The organism is Pseudomonas sp. EU05-FHT14B02 (genome assembly GCF_058791055.1).
Genome location: NZ_JBYTDD010000002.1, coordinates 22,987 through 39,499, shown reverse-complemented (window position 1 = coordinate 39,499; position 16,513 = coordinate 22,987). Strand labels below are relative to the sequence as shown.

17 protein-coding genes and 1 other RNA gene are annotated in these 16,513 nt (G+C 59.7%); 11 read left to right on the top strand and 7 right to left on the bottom strand.

Annotation, left to right across the window (positions count from 1 at the left end; all coding sequences use genetic code 11):
* Positions 1–13 precede the first annotated feature (13 nt).
* From trxA to AC3WTM_RS02080, 6 genes are all read left to right on the top strand, one after another.
* Complete coding sequence (trxA, locus tag AC3WTM_RS02105) at positions 14–343, top strand: thioredoxin TrxA (protein WP_003206727.1); 330 nt, start codon at positions 14–16, stop codon at positions 341–343.
* 247 nt (positions 344–590) lie between these two features.
* A complete protein-coding gene (rho, locus tag AC3WTM_RS02100) occupies positions 591–1,850 on the top strand; it encodes a transcription termination factor Rho (protein WP_057712815.1) in 1,260 nt (419 codons plus the stop codon).
* Between the two features lie 189 nt (positions 1,851–2,039).
* Positions 2,040–4,037 (top strand): acyltransferase family protein, encoded by a 1,998-nt coding sequence (locus AC3WTM_RS02095; protein ID WP_102669434.1) that lies wholly within the window; start codon positions 2,040–2,042, stop codon positions 4,035–4,037.
* Between the two features lie 69 nt (positions 4,038–4,106).
* A complete protein-coding gene (gene ubiD, locus AC3WTM_RS02090; protein WP_102669336.1) occupies positions 4,107–5,573 on the top strand; it encodes a 4-hydroxy-3-polyprenylbenzoate decarboxylase in 1,467 nt (488 codons plus the stop codon).
* Positions 5,573–6,541: a CDP-6-deoxy-delta-3,4-glucoseen reductase gene (locus tag AC3WTM_RS02085; protein WP_090452076.1), complete on the top strand. Its 969-nt coding sequence runs from the start codon at positions 5,573–5,575 to the stop codon at positions 6,539–6,541. The genes ubiD and AC3WTM_RS02085 overlap by 1 nt, the downstream gene beginning before the upstream one ends.
* Positions 6,542–6,852: 311 nt before the next feature.
* A complete protein-coding gene (locus AC3WTM_RS02080) occupies positions 6,853–7,521 on the top strand; it encodes a gamma-glutamylcyclotransferase (RefSeq protein ID WP_090452075.1) in 669 nt (222 codons plus the stop codon).
* Here the strand turns inward: AC3WTM_RS02080 and glpT are convergent.
* Together glpT and AC3WTM_RS02070 are read right to left on the bottom strand one after the other, a co-directional pair.
* Complete coding sequence (glpT, locus tag AC3WTM_RS02075; RefSeq protein ID WP_008048696.1) at positions 7,497–8,846, bottom strand: glycerol-3-phosphate transporter; 1,350 nt, start codon at positions 8,844–8,846, stop codon at positions 7,497–7,499. The genes AC3WTM_RS02080 and glpT overlap by 25 nt on opposite strands.
* Before the next feature lie 410 nt (positions 8,847–9,256).
* Entirely contained in the window at positions 9,257–10,234 is a 978-nt protein-coding gene (locus tag AC3WTM_RS02070; protein ID WP_102669335.1) for an NADPH:quinone oxidoreductase family protein, read from the bottom strand.
* A gap of 150 nt (positions 10,235–10,384) precedes the next feature.
* On the opposite strand from AC3WTM_RS02070, the gene AC3WTM_RS02065 reads away from it, so the two are divergent.
* Positions 10,385–10,792: a flagellar basal body-associated protein FliL gene (locus AC3WTM_RS02065; RefSeq protein WP_034147648.1), complete on the top strand. Its 408-nt coding sequence runs from the start codon at positions 10,385–10,387 to the stop codon at positions 10,790–10,792.
* A gap of 142 nt (positions 10,793–10,934) precedes the next feature.
* Here AC3WTM_RS02065 and AC3WTM_RS02060 read toward each other — a convergent pair whose 3' ends face one another.
* Positions 10,935–11,387 carry an EVE domain-containing protein gene (locus AC3WTM_RS02060; RefSeq protein ID WP_102669334.1) on the bottom strand — a complete coding sequence of 151 codons (453 nt, stop codon included), beginning with the start codon at positions 11,385–11,387 and terminating at the stop codon, positions 10,935–10,937.
* A 196-nt stretch (positions 11,388–11,583) separates the two neighbouring features.
* On the opposite strand from AC3WTM_RS02060, the gene AC3WTM_RS02055 reads away from it, so the two are divergent.
* The gene (locus AC3WTM_RS02055) at positions 11,584–11,739 is read left to right on the top strand and encodes a hypothetical protein (protein ID WP_173677969.1); all 156 of its coding nucleotides are present in this window, start codon (positions 11,584–11,586) and stop codon (positions 11,737–11,739) included.
* 35 nt (positions 11,740–11,774) lie between these two features.
* Here the strand turns inward: AC3WTM_RS02055 and AC3WTM_RS02050 are convergent, their stop codons facing one another.
* From AC3WTM_RS02050 to AC3WTM_RS02035, 4 genes are all read right to left on the bottom strand, one after another.
* Positions 11,775–12,380, bottom strand: coding sequence for a 5-formyltetrahydrofolate cyclo-ligase (locus tag AC3WTM_RS02050; protein ID WP_008048703.1), 606 nt, complete (start codon positions 12,378–12,380; stop codon positions 11,775–11,777).
* 86 nt (positions 12,381–12,466) lie between these two features.
* Positions 12,467–12,645: non-coding RNA, 6S RNA (ssrS, locus tag AC3WTM_RS02045), on the bottom strand.
* A gap of 30 nt (positions 12,646–12,675) precedes the next feature.
* Positions 12,676–12,993, bottom strand: coding sequence for a cell division protein ZapA (locus AC3WTM_RS02040; RefSeq protein ID WP_007982900.1), 318 nt, complete (start codon positions 12,991–12,993; stop codon positions 12,676–12,678).
* Positions 12,990–13,199 (bottom strand): TIGR02449 family protein, encoded by a 210-nt coding sequence (locus tag AC3WTM_RS02035; protein WP_102669333.1) that lies wholly within the window; start codon positions 13,197–13,199, stop codon positions 12,990–12,992. The genes AC3WTM_RS02040 and AC3WTM_RS02035 overlap by 4 nt, the downstream gene beginning before the upstream one ends.
* A gap of 195 nt (positions 13,200–13,394) precedes the next feature.
* Here AC3WTM_RS02035 and AC3WTM_RS02030 point away from each other — a divergent pair, with 195 nt between their 5' ends.
* Genes AC3WTM_RS02030 through ubiH form a run of 3 tightly spaced genes read left to right on the top strand, consistent with a single transcriptional unit; the run spans position 13,395 to position 16,497 of the window.
* Positions 13,395–13,952 (top strand): YecA/YgfB family protein, encoded by a 558-nt coding sequence (locus AC3WTM_RS02030; RefSeq protein WP_102669332.1) that lies wholly within the window; start codon positions 13,395–13,397, stop codon positions 13,950–13,952.
* Between the two features lie 26 nt (positions 13,953–13,978).
* Positions 13,979–15,313, top strand: coding sequence for a Xaa-Pro aminopeptidase (pepP, locus tag AC3WTM_RS02025; RefSeq protein WP_102669331.1), 1,335 nt, complete (start codon positions 13,979–13,981; stop codon positions 15,311–15,313).
* Complete coding sequence (gene ubiH, locus AC3WTM_RS02020) at positions 15,310–16,497, top strand: 2-octaprenyl-6-methoxyphenyl hydroxylase (protein ID WP_102669330.1); 1,188 nt, start codon at positions 15,310–15,312, stop codon at positions 16,495–16,497. Before pepP ends, ubiH begins: the two co-directional genes overlap by 4 nt.
* The last annotated feature ends 16 nt before the right edge of the window (positions 16,498–16,513 follow it).

Below are 16,513 nucleotides of genomic sequence, written 5' to 3'. Positions count from 1 at the left end.
CCTGGAGAATTCCATGAGCAGCGATCTTATCAAACACGTTAGCGATGCTAGCTTCGAGGCCGACGTACTCAAGGCCGAAGGCGCTGTACTGGTCGATTACTGGGCTGAATGGTGCGGCCCTTGCAAAATGATCGCTCCTGTTCTGGACGAGATTGCCGAGACTTACAAAGGCAAGCTGACCGTTGCCAAGCTGAACATCGACGAAAACCAGGAAACCCCGGCCAAGCACGGCGTGCGCGGTATCCCGACCCTGATGCTGTTCAAGAACGGCAACGTTGAAGCGACCAAGGTCGGCGCACTGTCGAAGTCGCAACTGGCTGCCTTCCTCGACGCCAACATCTAAGCGTCGTTGCAAAGTGTCCGCAAAAAGCCCCGCAAATAGCGGGGCTTTTTGCGTATTCAGGGCTAGACGCTCCTAAACTCAGATGGTACATTCGGCCCCGCACTGGTTTCTCCATTGCCCCCTGCTAGCCGTCGCCGACGCACTCCTTTTCGAATAAGTACGCGATCCTGTCGCCTTCTCCGCGGCGCGGCCTCATTAAGCCAAAAGCTTAATTTCCCCCCTCCATAAATGATTACGTCATTCCTATATGAATCTGACTGAACTCAAGCAAAAGCCGATTACCGAACTGCTCGAATTGGCCGAACAGATGGGCATAGAAAATATGGCCCGTTCGCGCAAGCAGGACGTGATTTTCTCCCTGCTCAAGAAGCACGCGAAAAGCGGTGAGGAAATCTCCGGTGATGGCGTGCTGGAGATTCTCCAGGACGGCTTCGGCTTCCTGCGCTCCGCTGACGCTTCCTATCTCGCAGGTCCAGACGATATCTACGTCTCGCCGAGCCAGATCCGTCGTTTCAACTTGCGCACCGGTGACACCATCGTTGGCAAGATCCGCCCTCCAAAGGAAGGCGAGCGTTATTTCGCGCTGCTCAAGGTCGACACGATCAACTTCGACCGTCCGGAAAACGCGAAGAACAAGATTCTCTTCGAGAACCTGACCCCGCTGTTCCCGACCGTGCGCATGAAGATGGAAGCCGGTAACGGTTCCACCGAAGACTTGACCGGTCGTGTCATCGACCTGTGCGCCCCGATCGGTAAAGGCCAGCGCGGTCTGATCGTTGCACCGCCGAAAGCCGGCAAGACGATCATGCTGCAGAACATTGCCGCGAACATCGCGCGTAACAACCCTGAAGTTCACCTGATCGTGCTGCTGATCGACGAACGTCCGGAAGAAGTAACCGAAATGCAGCGCACCGTGCGCGGTGAAGTGGTTGCCTCGACCTTCGACGAGCCGCCAACCCGTCACGTGCAGGTTGCCGAAATGGTGATCGAGAAGGCCAAACGCCTGGTCGAGCACAAGAAAGACGTGGTGATCCTGCTCGACTCCATCACTCGTCTGGCCCGCGCCTACAACACCGTGATCCCGAGCTCCGGCAAGGTACTGACCGGTGGTGTCGATGCTCACGCCCTGGAGAAACCGAAGCGTTTCTTCGGCGCCGCGCGGAACATTGAAGAAGGCGGCTCGCTGACCATCATCGCCACCGCGCTGGTTGAAACCGGCTCGAAGATGGACGAAGTGATCTACGAGGAATTCAAAGGCACCGGCAACATGGAGCTGCCTCTGGATCGCCGCATCGCTGAAAAACGCGTGTTCCCGGCCATCAACATCAACCGTTCCGGCACCCGCCGCGAAGAGTTGCTGACTGCCGACGACGAACTGCAGCGCATGTGGATTCTGCGCAAGCTGCTGCACCCGATGGATGAAATTGCAGCCATCGAGTTCCTGGTCGACAAGCTGAAAACGACCAAGACCAACGACGAATTCTTCCTGTCGATGAAGCGCAAGTAACATCGCCCGTTGAGTTCAAGAGAATGGCGCCCCGGTGGGGCGCCTTTTTTTTGCCTGGGCCATGGGAGGTTTTTGATTGGCCAAGGTCAGTTGGTTAGCACTTCAACCAGCCGCGTTTGCAGTCATCTCCGGGGGGGGGGTGCGATGCTCAAGCGCGCTGAAAATAACGATCTGACCGGTTTAATGTTTATGAGCTCACTGGCTTATCGAAGGGATATCGACGGCTTGCGCGCAGTGGCGGTGATCGCCGTCGTGCTGTTTCACTTTGGCGTTCCTGGGTTTACCGGCGGCTTTGTCGGCGTGGACGTGTTTTTCGTGATTTCCGGTTACCTGATCACGTCGATCATCTGGAATCAGCGCCAGGCCGGGCAATTCAGCTTCGTCGATTTCTGGGCCCGGCGTGCGCGGCGGATTTTGCCGGCGTTGTTCGCGATGATCATTGCGGTGCTGGCGGTCGGCTGGTTTTTGCTGGCACCGAAGGATTACGAAGAGCTGGGGCGATCGGTGCGTTACCAGGTGATGTTCGTCTCCAACATCCTGTTCATGCGCCAGGACGGCTATTTCGATGTCGCCTCCGATCTCAAGCCCCTGCTGCACACCTGGTCGCTGGCGGTGGAGGAGCAGTTTTACATCGTCTTCCCGTTGCTGCTGACACTGCTGTCGAGTCGTCTCAAGCGTTGGAGACTGGCGCTGTTCAGTGTATTGCTGCTGTCCTTTGGCTTGAGCGTGTGGGCTGTCGCCCATCATCCGGAAAAAGCTTTCTTCCTGTTGCCTATGCGTGCGTGGGAGCTATTGGCCGGTGCGATGCTGGCGGTAGCGCCCAAGTCTGCATGGCGTCTCAAGCCGATGGCAGCGCAGTGGCTGAGCCTGCTCGGTATGTTGCTGATTCTGTTGGTGGTGTTCGGTTATGACAAGGCCACGCCATTCCCGGGTGTTGCGGCGTTGCTGCCGGTGCTGGGTGTGGTGCTGCTGATTCTGGCCAACGGTCATCGTGAAACCTGGATTGGTCAGTTTTTGAGCAGCAGGATAATGGTCGGCCTCGGGCTGGTTTCGTATTCCTGGTACCTGTGGCACTGGCCGGTGTTCGTATTTTCCAGCTATGCCAGCGTCGGTGAGCCGAGTGTTTTCGACAGTGCCGGGTTGATTCTGCTGACGCTGTTGTTGGGTTATCTGTCTTGGACGTTCGTCGAAACCCCGTTTCGTGAGCGTCGCCTGCTAGCCGGGCGCCGGCAGATCCTGCTCGCTGGCGCCTGCGGTGTCCTGGTGCTAGGCCTGGCCGGGCAGGCCTTGCGATGGACCGACGGCTTGCCGTGGCGTCTGTCTGAACAGGCCCTGCAATATGCCAAGGCTCGCGAATGGCGGCCGGAACTGATGGCCTGTCTGGCCGATGACAAGACGCCGGATGACAAGTTGTTTTGCCTATATGGCGCGCAAAACCGCCTGCCCCCAGCGCTTGTCTGGGGCGATAGCCATGCCACGGCGTTGATTCCGGTTTTCGACGAGGGTGCCAAGGCCCACGGCGTCAACGTTATGCTTGCCAGTTCTGCTGGTTGTTTGCCTGTCGAAGGCCTGGAGCACGATGCGCGTTGTGCGCGGTTCAATCGACGCGTTGAACAGGCCCTGAAGCCGCAAGCCGTCAGCGATGTGGTGTTGGTCGCGCACTGGAGCCTGTACCTCTATGGCGACGGCAAAGGCGATCTGGGTCACGCTCTGAAAAGCGCTGACGGGCATTACGAGCGTGCCAGTGCCGAACAACGCCTGGCCGATGGCTTGCGTGCACGAGTCGCGCAATTGCGTGCCGGCGGGCATCGGGTCTGGCTGGTAAAAGAGGTGCCGTTGCAGGCCTTCAGCCCTCCGTATCGCCTCACGCGTCTGGCAATGCTGGACCATCCGGTCGACGATGTCGGGCTGGCGCTCGCAGAGCACCACAGGCGCCAGGCATTCATCAGTCATTTGTTCGCACAACTGGCCCAAGACTCGGCGGTACAGGTCGTGGACCCGGCGCCAAGACTGTGTGATGCCAGCGGCCTGTGCCGCGCCGAACGCGGCGGCTACTCGTTGTACACCGATGACAATCACCTCTCGGAAGTCGGCGCGCGATGGGTGGCGCCGATCCTGGAACCGCTGTTTGTCAGTCTGCAAGCCGGGGCAAACCCGGGGAAACCGCAGGTGAATGCATCCAGATAAGCAGCGATAAGCTGCCAGCGGCCGGCAGAGCAGGTAGGATGTACGCCTATTTTACGGGTGCCATCATCAATGAAATTCAAGGATCTTCGGGATTTCGTGCAGCAGCTTGAGCAGCGCGGAGAGTTGAAACGCATCCAGATCCCCGTCTCTCCAGTGCTGGAGATGACCGAGGTGTGTGATCGCACGCTGCGTGCCAAAGGCCCGGCGCTGTTGTTCGAAAAGCCGACAGGCTATGACATCCCGGTGCTCGGCAACCTGTTCGGCACCCCCGAGCGGGTCGCCATGGGCATGGGTGCCGAATCGGTCAGCGAGCTGCGCGAAATCGGCAAGCTGCTGGCGTTCCTCAAGGAGCCCGAGCCGCCGAAAGGCTTGAAGGATGCCTGGTCCAAGCTGCCGATATTCCGCAAGATCATTTCGATGGCGCCGAAAGTCGTCAAGGACGCGGTGTGCCAGGAAGTGGTCATCGAAGGCGACGACGTCGACCTGGCCATGCTGCCGGTGCAGACCTGTTGGCCGGGCGACGTCGGTCCGCTGATCACTTGGGGGCTGACCGTCACCAAAGGCCCAAACAAGGATCGCCAGAACCTCGGCATCTACCGTCAGCAAGTGATCGGTCGCAACAAGGTCATCATGCGCTGGCTGAGCCACCGTGGCGGCGCGCTGGATTACCGCGAGTGGTGCGAAAAGCATCCGGGCCAGCCGTTCCCGGTTTCCGTGGCCCTGGGCGCTGACCCGGCGACTATCCTCGGTGCCGTGACCCCGGTGCCCGACAGCCTTTCCGAATACGCCTTCGCAGGCCTCTTGCGCGGTAACCGCACTGAGTTGGTGAAGTGCCGCGGCAACGATCTGCAAGTGCCGGCCACCGCCGAAATCATCCTCGAAGGCGTGATCCATCCGGGCGAGATGGCCGATGAAGGCCCATACGGCGACCACACCGGTTACTACAACGAAGTCGACAGCTTCCCGGTGTTCACCGTCGAGCGCATTACCCATCGGATCAAGCCGATCTACCACAGTACCTACACCGGCCGTCCGCCGGATGAGCCGGCAATCCTCGGCGTGGCATTGAACGAAGTGTTCGTGCCGATCCTGCAGAAGCAGTTCCCGGAGATCACCGATTTCTACCTGCCGCCCGAAGGTTGCTCGTACCGCATGGCCATCGTGACCATGAAAAAGTCGTATCCGGGCCACGCCAAGCGGGTAATGCTGGGTGTCTGGTCGTTTTTGCGACAGTTCATGTACACCAAGTTCGTTATCGTCACCGACGACGATATCAACGCCCGGGACTGGAGCGACGTGATCTGGGCCATCACCACGCGCATGGACCCCAAGCGCGACACCGTGATGATCGACAACACGCCGATCGACTACCTCGACTTCGCCTCGCCGGTTTCCGGCCTGGGGACGAAAATGGGCCTCGATGCCACGCATAAATGGCCGGGCGAAACTACTCGCGAATGGGGCCGGGTCATCGTCAAGGATGATGCCGTGACCCAGCGGATCGATGCCATCTGGAATCAGTTAGGAATAGATTGATGCGTGTAACCTTGCAGCCCTCCGGAGCAGTACTTGAGATATTGCCCGGCGAGCGGATTCTCGATGGCGCACGACGTCTGGGCTACGAATGCCCGCAAAGCTGCCGCAACGGCAATTGCCACGTTTGTGCGGCGCTGCTGGTGGAAGGCCGGGTCGAGCAGGCTGGCAATGTGCGTGACCATGGCGAGTTCTACACTTGCATAGCGGAGCCGCTGGAAGACTGCATCGTGCTGTGGGATGGCGTGCTCGCGCTGGGAGAACTGCCGGTGCGCAGCGTGTCGTGTCAGGTCATTGAGTGCAAGGAGGTGGGCGGCGACACCTGGCGCGTGCGTCTGCGGGCTCCGGCTGGCAAACCGCCGCGCTACCACGCTGGCCAGTACCTGATGATCGAACGGGAGAACGGCGAAAAGTCCGCATTCTCCCTCGCCTCGGCACCGCATGCGGGGCGCGACCTGGAAATCCACGTACTGGCGCGCGAATCCAGTGCGTTGAGCCTGATCGAACAGCTCCAGCGCAACAGTATGGTGCGGGTCGAATTGCCGTTCGGCGATACCCACCTGGAGGAGTTGCCGGAAGGTTCTCTCGTGCTGATCGCCGCGGGTACCGGTATGGGCCAGATCCACAGTCTGATCGAGCATTGCCGGGCCTCGGGTTTCAAGCACCCGGTGCATCTGTATTGGGGTGTGCGTCGTCCTGAGGATTTTTATCAAATAGAGCATTGGGACGAATGGCTGAAGTTGCCCAACCTGTTCCTGCACAAGGTCGTCAGCGATCAATGCGGTTGGGAAGGGCGGTGCGGCATGTTGCATGAAGCGGTCTGTGAAGACTTCCCTGACCTCAAGCCGCTACACGTGTACGCCAGTGGCTCTCCGGCCATGGTCTACGGCACGCTGGATGCGCTGGTGGAAGCGGGAATGGATGCTCATCAAATGCGCGCCGATGTGTTTGCGTACGCGCCGCGGTCTTGATCTGCCCCGTCCACCCTGTAGGAGCGAGCCTGCTCGCAATGGTTGTTAACGATTACTCGGGCAGTCAGGCTACCCGCAGCGTTCTTGATTCCATCGCGAGCAGGCTCGCTCCTACAGGTATATAACTCCACATATAGCCAATCGGCATTTATTATTTTTTATAAATGTCGGTAGGTTATATGCTGTCCAGGCAATTCATTAAGAACGGTGCCATTGCGTTTAAATTGCCTTAAAACTTATGTGCCTTATTGTTACAGCCGTGCGTTCTATTAAGTAATTCTTCACCCGCGGGGAGCTGAACGCTATTCGCCATGAGCGCCATTGAATCTGCTTTTTTGAATCTGGCTTACCCTCCGCGGCTCGATCTGGGGCCGCAGCTTACTCACGAACAACTGCTCAGCTCGATGCAATCGACCATGGCGCGCCACAAAGGTGGGCCGGTCTGGTTGTTTGCGTATGGTTCGCTGATCTGGCGCCCTGAATGCACGGCGGTTGAGCGGGTTCGCGGCCGGGTGCATGGCTACCATCGCGGGTTGTACCTGTGGTCCCACGAACATCGCGGCACACCGGAAATGCCCGGCCTGGTGTTTGGCCTGGATCGCGGCGGTTCTTGCAGCGGTTTCGCCTATCGCTTGCCCGAAGAGCAACTCGAAGCCTCGCTCTACGCACTGTGGCAGCGCGAGATGCCTTTCCCTTCCTACCGCCCGCACTGGCTCAACTGCCGCCTCGACGATGGCAGCCAGGTTCAGGCATTGGGCTTTGTGCTGGAGCGACACCTGCCCAGCTATGCCGGTAACTTGCCGGACCATGTGCTGAGCCATGTGTTCGAAAACGCCTGCGGGCGCTACGGCACCACTCGCGATTATGTCGAGCAGACCGCGCACGCCCTGCGCAGCCACGCCATGCCAGACCGGAATCTGGAGGCGCGGCTCAAGCGCTGTAAATCAAAGGCCGATCAAGCGAGTGCTTCGCGGCCCTGACTGGCGATTTGTTTGTGCCGTAGTGTTGGGGCCAGGAAGGCCATCGCCAACAGGCAGGCACCGACCAGCAGCACGAAACCGCCGTCCCAACCGAAATGGTCCACGGTGTAGCCCATCGCTGCACTGGCCGCGACCGAACCGCCCAAGTAACCGAACAGACCGGTAAAGCCCGCCGCCGTACCGGCAGCTTTCTTCGGTGCCAGTTCCAGCGCCTGCAGGCCGATCAGCATCACCGGGCCGTAGATCAGGAAGCCAATGGACAGCAGCGCGATCATGTCGACCATCGGATTGCCGGCCGGGTTGAGCCAGTAAACCAGCGTCGCGACCGTCACCAACGCCATGAACACCATGCCGGTCAGGCCACGGTTGCCACGGAAGATCTTGTCCGACATCCAGCCGCACAGCAGCGTGCCCGGGATACCTGCCCACTCGTAGAAGAAGTACGCCCACGAGGTTTTATCCACCGTGAAACCCTTGGCTTCCTTGAGGTAGGTCGGTGCCCAGTCCAGCACGCCGTAGCGCAGCAGATAGACAAAGACGTTGGCCAAGGCGATGTACCAGAGCATTTTGTTGCGCAGCACGTATTTGACGAAGATTTCCTTGGCGCTGAATTCCTCTTCGTGGCTGGCGTCGTAGCCTTCCGGGTAGTCGTTCTTGTATTGCTCGATCGGCGGCAGGCCAACCGATTGCGGGGTGTCGCGCATGGTCACAAAGGCGAACACCGCTACTGCCAGCGCCACGGCTGCCGGTACGTAGAACGCGGCGTGCCAGTCATTGAACAGCCCCATGCCGATCAGGAACAACGGGCCGATCAGGCCACCGCCGACGTTGTGCGCCACGTTCCAGACGGACACCACGCCGCCACGTTCCTTCTGCGACCACCAGTGCACCATGGTCCGGCCACTCGGCGGCCAACCCATACCCTGCGCCCAGCCGTTGATGAACAGCAAAATGAACATCATGGTCACGCTGGACGTCGCCCAGGGCGCGAAACCGAAAATGAACATCACCCCAGCCGACACCAGAAGACCGAATGGCAGGAAGAAGCGTGGGTTGGAGCGGTCGGACACCAGGCCCATGAGAAACTTCGACAGACCGTAGGCAATCGCGATGGCGGACATCGCCAGACCCAGCTGGCCACGGGAGTAGCCCTCATCGATCAGATACGGCATGGCCAGGGAGAAGTTCTTGCGCAGCAGGTAGTAACCGGCATAGCCAATGAAAATGCCGGCGAAAATCTGCCAGCGAAGGCGTCGGTAGGTGCTGTCTATTTTTTCTTCAGGCAATGGAGCCTGATGTGCGGCAGGACGAAAGAAAGCAAACATTCAAGAGCTCCAGATTTCTTGTTTTGACTGCGGATACGAATGTTACAGTTTCGTTACCGAAAATAGCACCGGTTCTCATCAGCAAAACAGCGGAAATGTTGGAAGTCGCGCGTTCCTTTATGAACATGTCGCTCAGATGTAAGTGAAGGGCGTTGTAGGAAGCGTTACCTGCTTTCGGTTTTCAGCTGGACCCGCAGTTACCTGACCCACTCGCTTTCACCGACTCAATTGCCGGAAGAGAAACGTCTGGCTCTGATTGCCAAGCTCAATGCCAGCGTCCGTTCGATTGTGCAGCGGTGTAGCGCACATCCGGCGAGTCGGTATGTGCGGTTTTTGCCGGAGGAGATTCGGGTGTTGCTTTGACGGCAATAAAAGCGCGGCTACATGGCCGCGCTTATTTGCAGAGAGATTCAGCGAACCTGCACCACCACTTTCCCCACCGCTATACGCTGGCCAAGGTCATTGATCGCCTGCGCCGCATTGCTCAGCGGATACACCCGGGACACCAGAGGCTTGAGCTTGCCTTCGGCAAACCAGCCAAACAACTGCTGGAAGTTCGCCGCGTTGTCCTGCGGCTGGCGTTGGGCGAACGAGCCCCAGAACACGCCGAGCACTGCCGCACCTTTAAGCAAGGCCAGGTTGACCGGCAATTCGGGAATGCGACCGCTGGCGAAGCCGACCACCAGCAAGCGGCCGTTCCAGGCGATGGCGCGGATGGCCTGGTCGAACAGGTCGCCGCCGACCGGGTCGTAGATCACGTCGGCACCCTGGCCGTCGGTCAGACGCTTGATTTCGTCCTTCAGGCTGGTTTCGCTGTAGTTGATCAGTTCGTCGGCGCCGGCGGCCTTGGCCACGGCGAGTTTCTCTGCGCTGCTGGCCGCCGCGATCACCCGGGCGCCCATGGCTTTGCCGATTTCCACCGCCGCCAGGCCGACACCGCCGGAAGCACCCAGTACCAGCAGGGTTTCGCCCGGTTGCAGGTTGCCACGCTGTTTGAGGGCATGCATCGAGGTGCCGTAGGTCATGCTGAAGGCGGCGGCGGTGTTGAAGTCCATCGATGGCGGGATCGGCAGTGCGTTGTAGCCCGGCACGGCGACCTGCTCGGCAAAGCTGCCCCAGCCGGTCAGGGCCATGACCCGGTCACCGACTTTCAAGTGACTGACTTTTTCACCCACTGCGCTGACCACGCCAGCCGCTTCACCACCCGGCGAAAACGGGAAGGGCGGCTTGAACTGGTATTTGCCCTCGATGATCAACGTATCGGGGAAGTTCACCCCGGCGGCGTGCACGTCCAGCAGGATTTCATTCTTCTTCGCGACAGGATTGGCGACGTCTTCCAGCACCAGCGATTCGGCAGGGCCGAAGGCTTTGCACAGCACGGCTTTCATCAGGGCTATTCCTTTGGGAGTGATGGCCGATAAGTGTAGGTGTGTGGGTCGATGGGTCAACGAGCATGCCCGGCCCTGATAGTCAGCCATAAGCTTGTGCTTGCGCGGCGGGTCGTTATGCTAGGCCGCAAACCGGATAAGGAGCGAATTTTGAAAGCGTGGATCATGTTGATGCTGGCCCTGTCTCTGCCTGTGGCAGCGGTGGCCGAAGAAGCCAAAGAAGATGCAGCTCCGAAGGTCAATTACATCACCCTGAGCCCGCCGTTCGTGGGTAACTACGGGCTGGACGGCACGCCGAAACTCAAGGTCTACAAGGCCGATGTGGCGTTGCGGGTGACCGGTGACGAGGCGACCAAAGCGGTGAAGGCTAATGAGCCGCTGATCCGCAATCAGTTGGTGGCGTTGTTTGCGCAGCAGACCACCGAGACGATGAACAACGTCGAGGCCAAGGAAAAGCTGCGTCAGGAGGCTCTGAAGCAGACCCAACAGGTGATGAACGACGAAACCGGTAAGCCGGTGGTTGAGGATTTGTTGTTCAACAACCTGATCATTCAGTAAGACTTCTATTGCCTGAGCTGGCCACATCGCGAGCAAGCTCGCTCCCACAGTGGATTTGTGTTGAACCACAATCACATGTCCACCACAGCCCCCTGTGGGAGCGAGCTTGCTCGCGATGAGGCCAGCCCAGGCGACAAATGACTCAAGGCTTTAAGGCAATCACCGCTGCCCATTGCTCTGCCGTCACCGGCATCACCGATAACCGCGAGCCTTTCTGCACCAACGGCAACTCGGCCAGCGCCGTCTGCTGTTTCAGATAATCCAGTTTCAGCACCCGGGCAAACGTTTCCACATGCGCAACATCAATCGCACTCCAGGCGTTTTTCTCCGGAGTGGCCTTCGGATCAAAATAATGGCTCTCTGGCTCCAGCGCCGTTGGGTCCGGATACGCGGCTTCGACAATCTTGCCGATTCCGGCAATCCCCGGCTCGGGGCAACTGGAATGATAGAAAAAGAACTCATCTCCCACCGCCATGGCCCGCAGGAAATTGCGTGCCTGATAGTTGCGAACCCCGTCCCAGCGTGCTTTGCCGAGCTTTTCCAGCCCTTTGATCGAGAGTTCGTCGGGCTCGGATTTCATCAGCCAATAGGCCATGGTTCTGGCTCCTTGCGAAGTGGGTGGAGAGGTTGTCGGGCAATTTTATGACAAACCGACAGTCGGTTGACGTCAGCATTTGCGCAGCGGTTCACGTTGTCGCAAAATGCCGGCCTTTAAAGCTTGACGCTGCTGCACGGCCTACAAACGGAAACCGCTGCTGTCATCGTGTTGATGTGCCTTTGGGGGGCAATCGATGAAACGCAAACCGGATTTACTATGGATTTTGGTCATTTTGTTTGGCCTTGGCGTCGTGACCACTGGCTATGCCCAAAGCCTATGGGTCAACAAGACCGATGCGCCGGTCGAACTCGCCCAGTTGCAGCAACAGTCGACAGCCTTCAAGCGCTGATTCTGCTGCCTAGGCGCCACTGATCGAAGTAGCGCCTAGCCTGCGTAATACCAAGCCTTGTCCGTCACCGTTCCTTGCAGCGGTACATCCCAGCTCGCCTGAGCCAATCGCGCCACTTTCTGACATTCATGGGCCAGCCCCAACAGCGTCGGTTTGCGCCAGTCATTTCGTCGTGCCAGGTAGGCCAGGCTCCGGTCGTAGAAACCACCGCCCATTCCCAGGCGTCCGCCGACATCGTCAAAACCCACCAATGGCAACAGCACCAGATCCAGCGCCCAGATCTTGCGCTGCCGGGCGAGGTTGGCCCGTGGTTCGAGAATACGGAAGCGGTTGGGTTTGAGTTTTTCCCCGGGACGGATGCGCTGGAACACCATTTTGGTTCGCGGCCAGGCGCTCAGTACCGGTAGATAGGTGGCTTTGCCCCGGCGTTGCGCGGCGCGCAGCAACAGACGCGGATCGATTTCACCATCGGTCGGTAGATAGAGTGAGATGTGTCGGGCGCGGCGGAACAGCGGTTGCTGGGCCAATTGCTTGTATAGCCCACGAGCGGCCTGGCGTTGCTGACTGGGTGTCAGTGCGCGGCGAGCCTTGCGCAGCATGCGTCGAAGTTGCGGGCGGGGGAGCAGCGCAGGTTCGGTCATGTATTTGGGCTTCAACAATGCGGATACGTGAAGCGTACCCGTAAAAACACCAATGCCGGTATCAAAACCGGCATTGGACTGAAATCAGGCTCCCCGAATGTGCCGCTGTCGACTTAGCCCTTGAACCCGAAAGTTCAAGGTGGAAGATGCAGTAGGCTTTAAGGCTTTCCGTCTAGCGGACATGCACACCAGCCCAACGTGCAACCTCCAGGGTATAGCAAATCGGCTCAGGGACATCGCCAACTGGCAAGCACCCCAGGGAGTGAGGGGATTATACCGCAAGCGGCGGCGCGAATCAGCCTTTGGTGACATCCGGATCGGTGGCGAGCGCCAGATCGACGCGATCGAGCAGGTCACGCACTTGTTCGCGAGTCGAGCCGCTGGCCTGGATATCCGGCCGTTCTTCCTTGTGCAACAGGTCGTGGGTGATGTTCAGCGCGGCCATCACGGCGATACGGTCGGCGCCGATGACTTTGCCGCTGCTGCGGATCTCGCGCATCTTGCCGTCCAGATAACGGGCAGCGCTGACCAGATTACTGCGCTCTTCCTGAGGGCAGATGATCGAATACTCTTTGTCGAGGATCTGCACGGTGACGCTATTGCTTGAACTCATGAGTCTTGCTCCAGGGCCTTGAGGCGCGAAATCATCGACTCGACCTTACGCCGGGCGATTTCGTTTTTTTCAATGAGGTGCGCGCGTTCCTCGCGCCAGATCTTTTCCTGAGCTAGTAAGAGTCCGTTTTGACTCTTAAGTTGCTCGACTCGGGTAATCAGCAGTTCGAGTCTGGCCATCAGCGCTTGCAGGTCGGTGTCTTCCATTGTCTTCACTGTCTGATGGGTGTCGGCGCTGCAGGAGCGAGCTTGCTCGCGATGAACCCGAGAGCGCCGCGGGGTGTCAGGTACCCAACGTTATCGTTGGCGACCATCGCGAGCAAGCTCGCTCCTACAGGGGTAGTCGATGTAGGATACAAGGCCTTCATTCTAGACATAGCGCCGTCTGGCGCCTAGCTGCCCATGACCACTCAGAATTCCCCGTACCAAGGCTTCGCCACTCTGCTGACCTCCAGCGGTCATAACGTCTCGCCTGCCGAACTGCACGGCCTGCTGCTCGGCCGCAGCTGCGCCGGCGCCGGTTTCGATGCCGAAGGCTGGCTGATCGACGCCGCCGAACTGCTTGAAAGCGAGCCGCAGGACAACGTTCGCAACGCCCTGATCGGCCTGCAAGAAATGGTAAAAGGCGAGCTCACCGGCGATGACGTGACTGTCGTTCTGCTGTTGCCGACCGACGACGCCCCGCTCACCGAGCGTGCCGCCGCCCTGGGCCAATGGTGCCAGGGTTTCCTCAGCGGTTTCGGCCTGAACTGCCGTGACAGCAGCATGCTGAGCACCGAGGCCACAGAAGTATTGCAGGACCTGGCCGCCATTTCCCAAGTGCAAGACGCCCTGGAAGAGTCCGACGACGGCGAAAGCGACTATATGGAAGTCATGGAATACCTGCGCGTCGCACCGCTGCTGCTGTTCTCTGAAACCAGAAAGCCGGACGCGCCGGCCGCCAAACCGTCGTTGCACTAATCAAAGCCAGGGAACGCCATCTGCCCATGATCCATATCCCGAAATCGGAATACAGCCGTCGCCGCAAGGCCCTGATGGCGCAGATGGAACCCAACAGCATCGCCATCCTGCCCGCCGCCGCGGTGGCCATTCGTAACCGCGACGTCGAGCACGTTTATCGCCAGGACAGCGACTTCCAGTACCTCAGCGGCTTTCCCGAGCCCCAGGCCGTACTGGTATTGATGCCGGGGCGTGTGCATGGCGAATACGTCCTGTTCTGCCGTGAGCGCAACGCCGAGCGCGAGCTGTGGGATGGCCTGCGTGCCGGGCAGGAAGGCGCGATTAGCGACTTCGGCGCCGACGATGCCTTTCCGATCACTGATATCGACGACATCCTGCCGGGCCTGATCGAAGGCCGTGACCGGGTGTATTCGGCCATGGGCAGCAACCCCGAATTCGACCGCCACCTGATGGAGTGGATCAACGTGATCCGCTCCAAGGCCAACCTCGGTGCCCAGCCGCCGAACGAATTCGTTGCCCTGGATCATCTGCTGCACGACATGCGCCTGTATAAATCGGCGGCAGAAGTGAAAGTGATGCGCGAGGCGGCGCGGATTTCCGCCCAGGCGCACGTACGGGCAATGCAGGCCTGCCGCGCCGGATTGCACGAATTCAGCCTGGAAGCCGAGCTCGATTACGAATTCCGCAAAGGCGGGGCGAAGATGCCGGCCTACGGGTCGATCGTCGCGGCGGGACGCAACAGCTGCATCCTGCATTACCAGCAGAATGACGCGCTGCTCAAGGACGGTGATCTGGTGCTGATCGATGCCGGTTGCGAGATCGATTGCTACGCCAGCGACATCACCCGGACTTTTCCGGTCAGCGGCAAATATTCAGCGGAACAGAAAGCGATCTACGAATTGGTGCTGGCCTCCCAGGAAGCCGCCTTTGCCGAAATCGCCCCGAACAAGCACTGGAATCAGGCGCACGAGGCCACGGTCCGGGTCATCACGGCCGGGCTGGTCGAGCTGGGTCTGCTGCGTGGTGACGTTGACGAACTGATCGCCAGTGAAGCCTACAAGGCGTTTTACATGCACCGCGCCGGCCATTGGTTGGGCATGGATGTGCATGACGTCGGCGAATACAAGGTCGGCGGCGAGTGGCGCGTGCTGGAAGTCGGCATGGCGCTGACCGTTGAACCGGGGATTTATATCGCCCCGGACAACCAGAATGTTGCGAAGAAATGGCGCGGCATCGGCGTGCGCATCGAGGACGACGTAGTGGTCACCAAAACCGGCTGTGAAATATTGACGAGCGGCGTGCCGAAAACCGTCGCCGAGATAGAGGCCCTGATGGCCGCCGCACGGACACAGGCAGCATGAGTCGAGTCAATCTGGCAATCATTGGTGGCGGGCTGGTCGGTGCAAGCCTGGCACTGGCGCTTCAGGCCGGGGCCAAAGCCCGAGGCTGGAAGATCGTGTTGATCGAACCGTTCGCTCCTGGCGACACCTGGCAACCGAGTTACGATGCCCGTTCCTCGGCGTTGTCCTTCGGCTCGCGGCAAATCTATCAACGGTTGGGTGTCTGGCAGGAAGTCTCGCGCCGAGCCGAGCCGATCAAGCAGATTCATGTTTCCGACCGTGGTCGATTCTCGACGGCGCGGTTGTCGGCGATGGAAGAGGGTGTTCCAGCGCTGGGTTATGTCGTTGAAAACGCCTGGCTCGGCCAATGCCTGTGGCAAGGCTTGGACAAGGACGTGATCAGATGGCACTGCCCGGCTGAAGTCACCCGCATGGAGCCGCTGACCGACGGCTACCGCCTGACCCTCAATGATGAAACCACCCTGGAATGCGACCTCGCGGTGCTCGCCGATGGTGGCCGCTCTGGCCTGCGCGAGCAACTTGGGATCGGCATCCGCAGGCGTCCGTACAACCAGAGCGCGCTGATCGCCAACATCACCCCGAGCGAAGCCCACAACGGCATGGCTTTCGAGCGCTTCACCGACGAAGGCCCGATGGCGTTGCTGCCGCTTCCGGATAATCGCTGCGCATTGGTCTGGACCCGCCTGGGCATGGACGCGCAACGCCTGGCAGCCCTCGACGAGCGCAGCTTCCTCAGCGAGTTGCAGGGTGTGTTCGGTTATCGCCTTGGCACATTGAAGCAGGTGGGTGCGCGGCATCTGTATCCGCTGACACTGGTCGAGGCCGAAGAACAGGTGCGCCCGCATCTGGCGGTCCTCGGCAACGCGGCGCACAGCCTGCATCCGATTGCCGGCCAGGGATTCAACCTGTCCCTTCGCGATGCCCAGGCCCTGGCCAATGCCTTGCTCGCCAGTGAAAAACCATTGGGCGACTTCGCCACGTTGCAGGCCTATCGCGAACACCAGCGTCTCGATCAGGACCTCACCGTGGGCTTCTCCGATCAGGTTACACGCCTGTTCGGCAGCACCCAGCCGCTGGTCTCCCTGGGGCGCAACATCGGCTTGCTCGGCCTCGATCTGCTGCCACCGGCCAAACGCTGGTTTGCCCGGCAGGCGATGGGGCTGGGTACGCGTCCAGATGCGTAACTGGCTGATTCGCCGA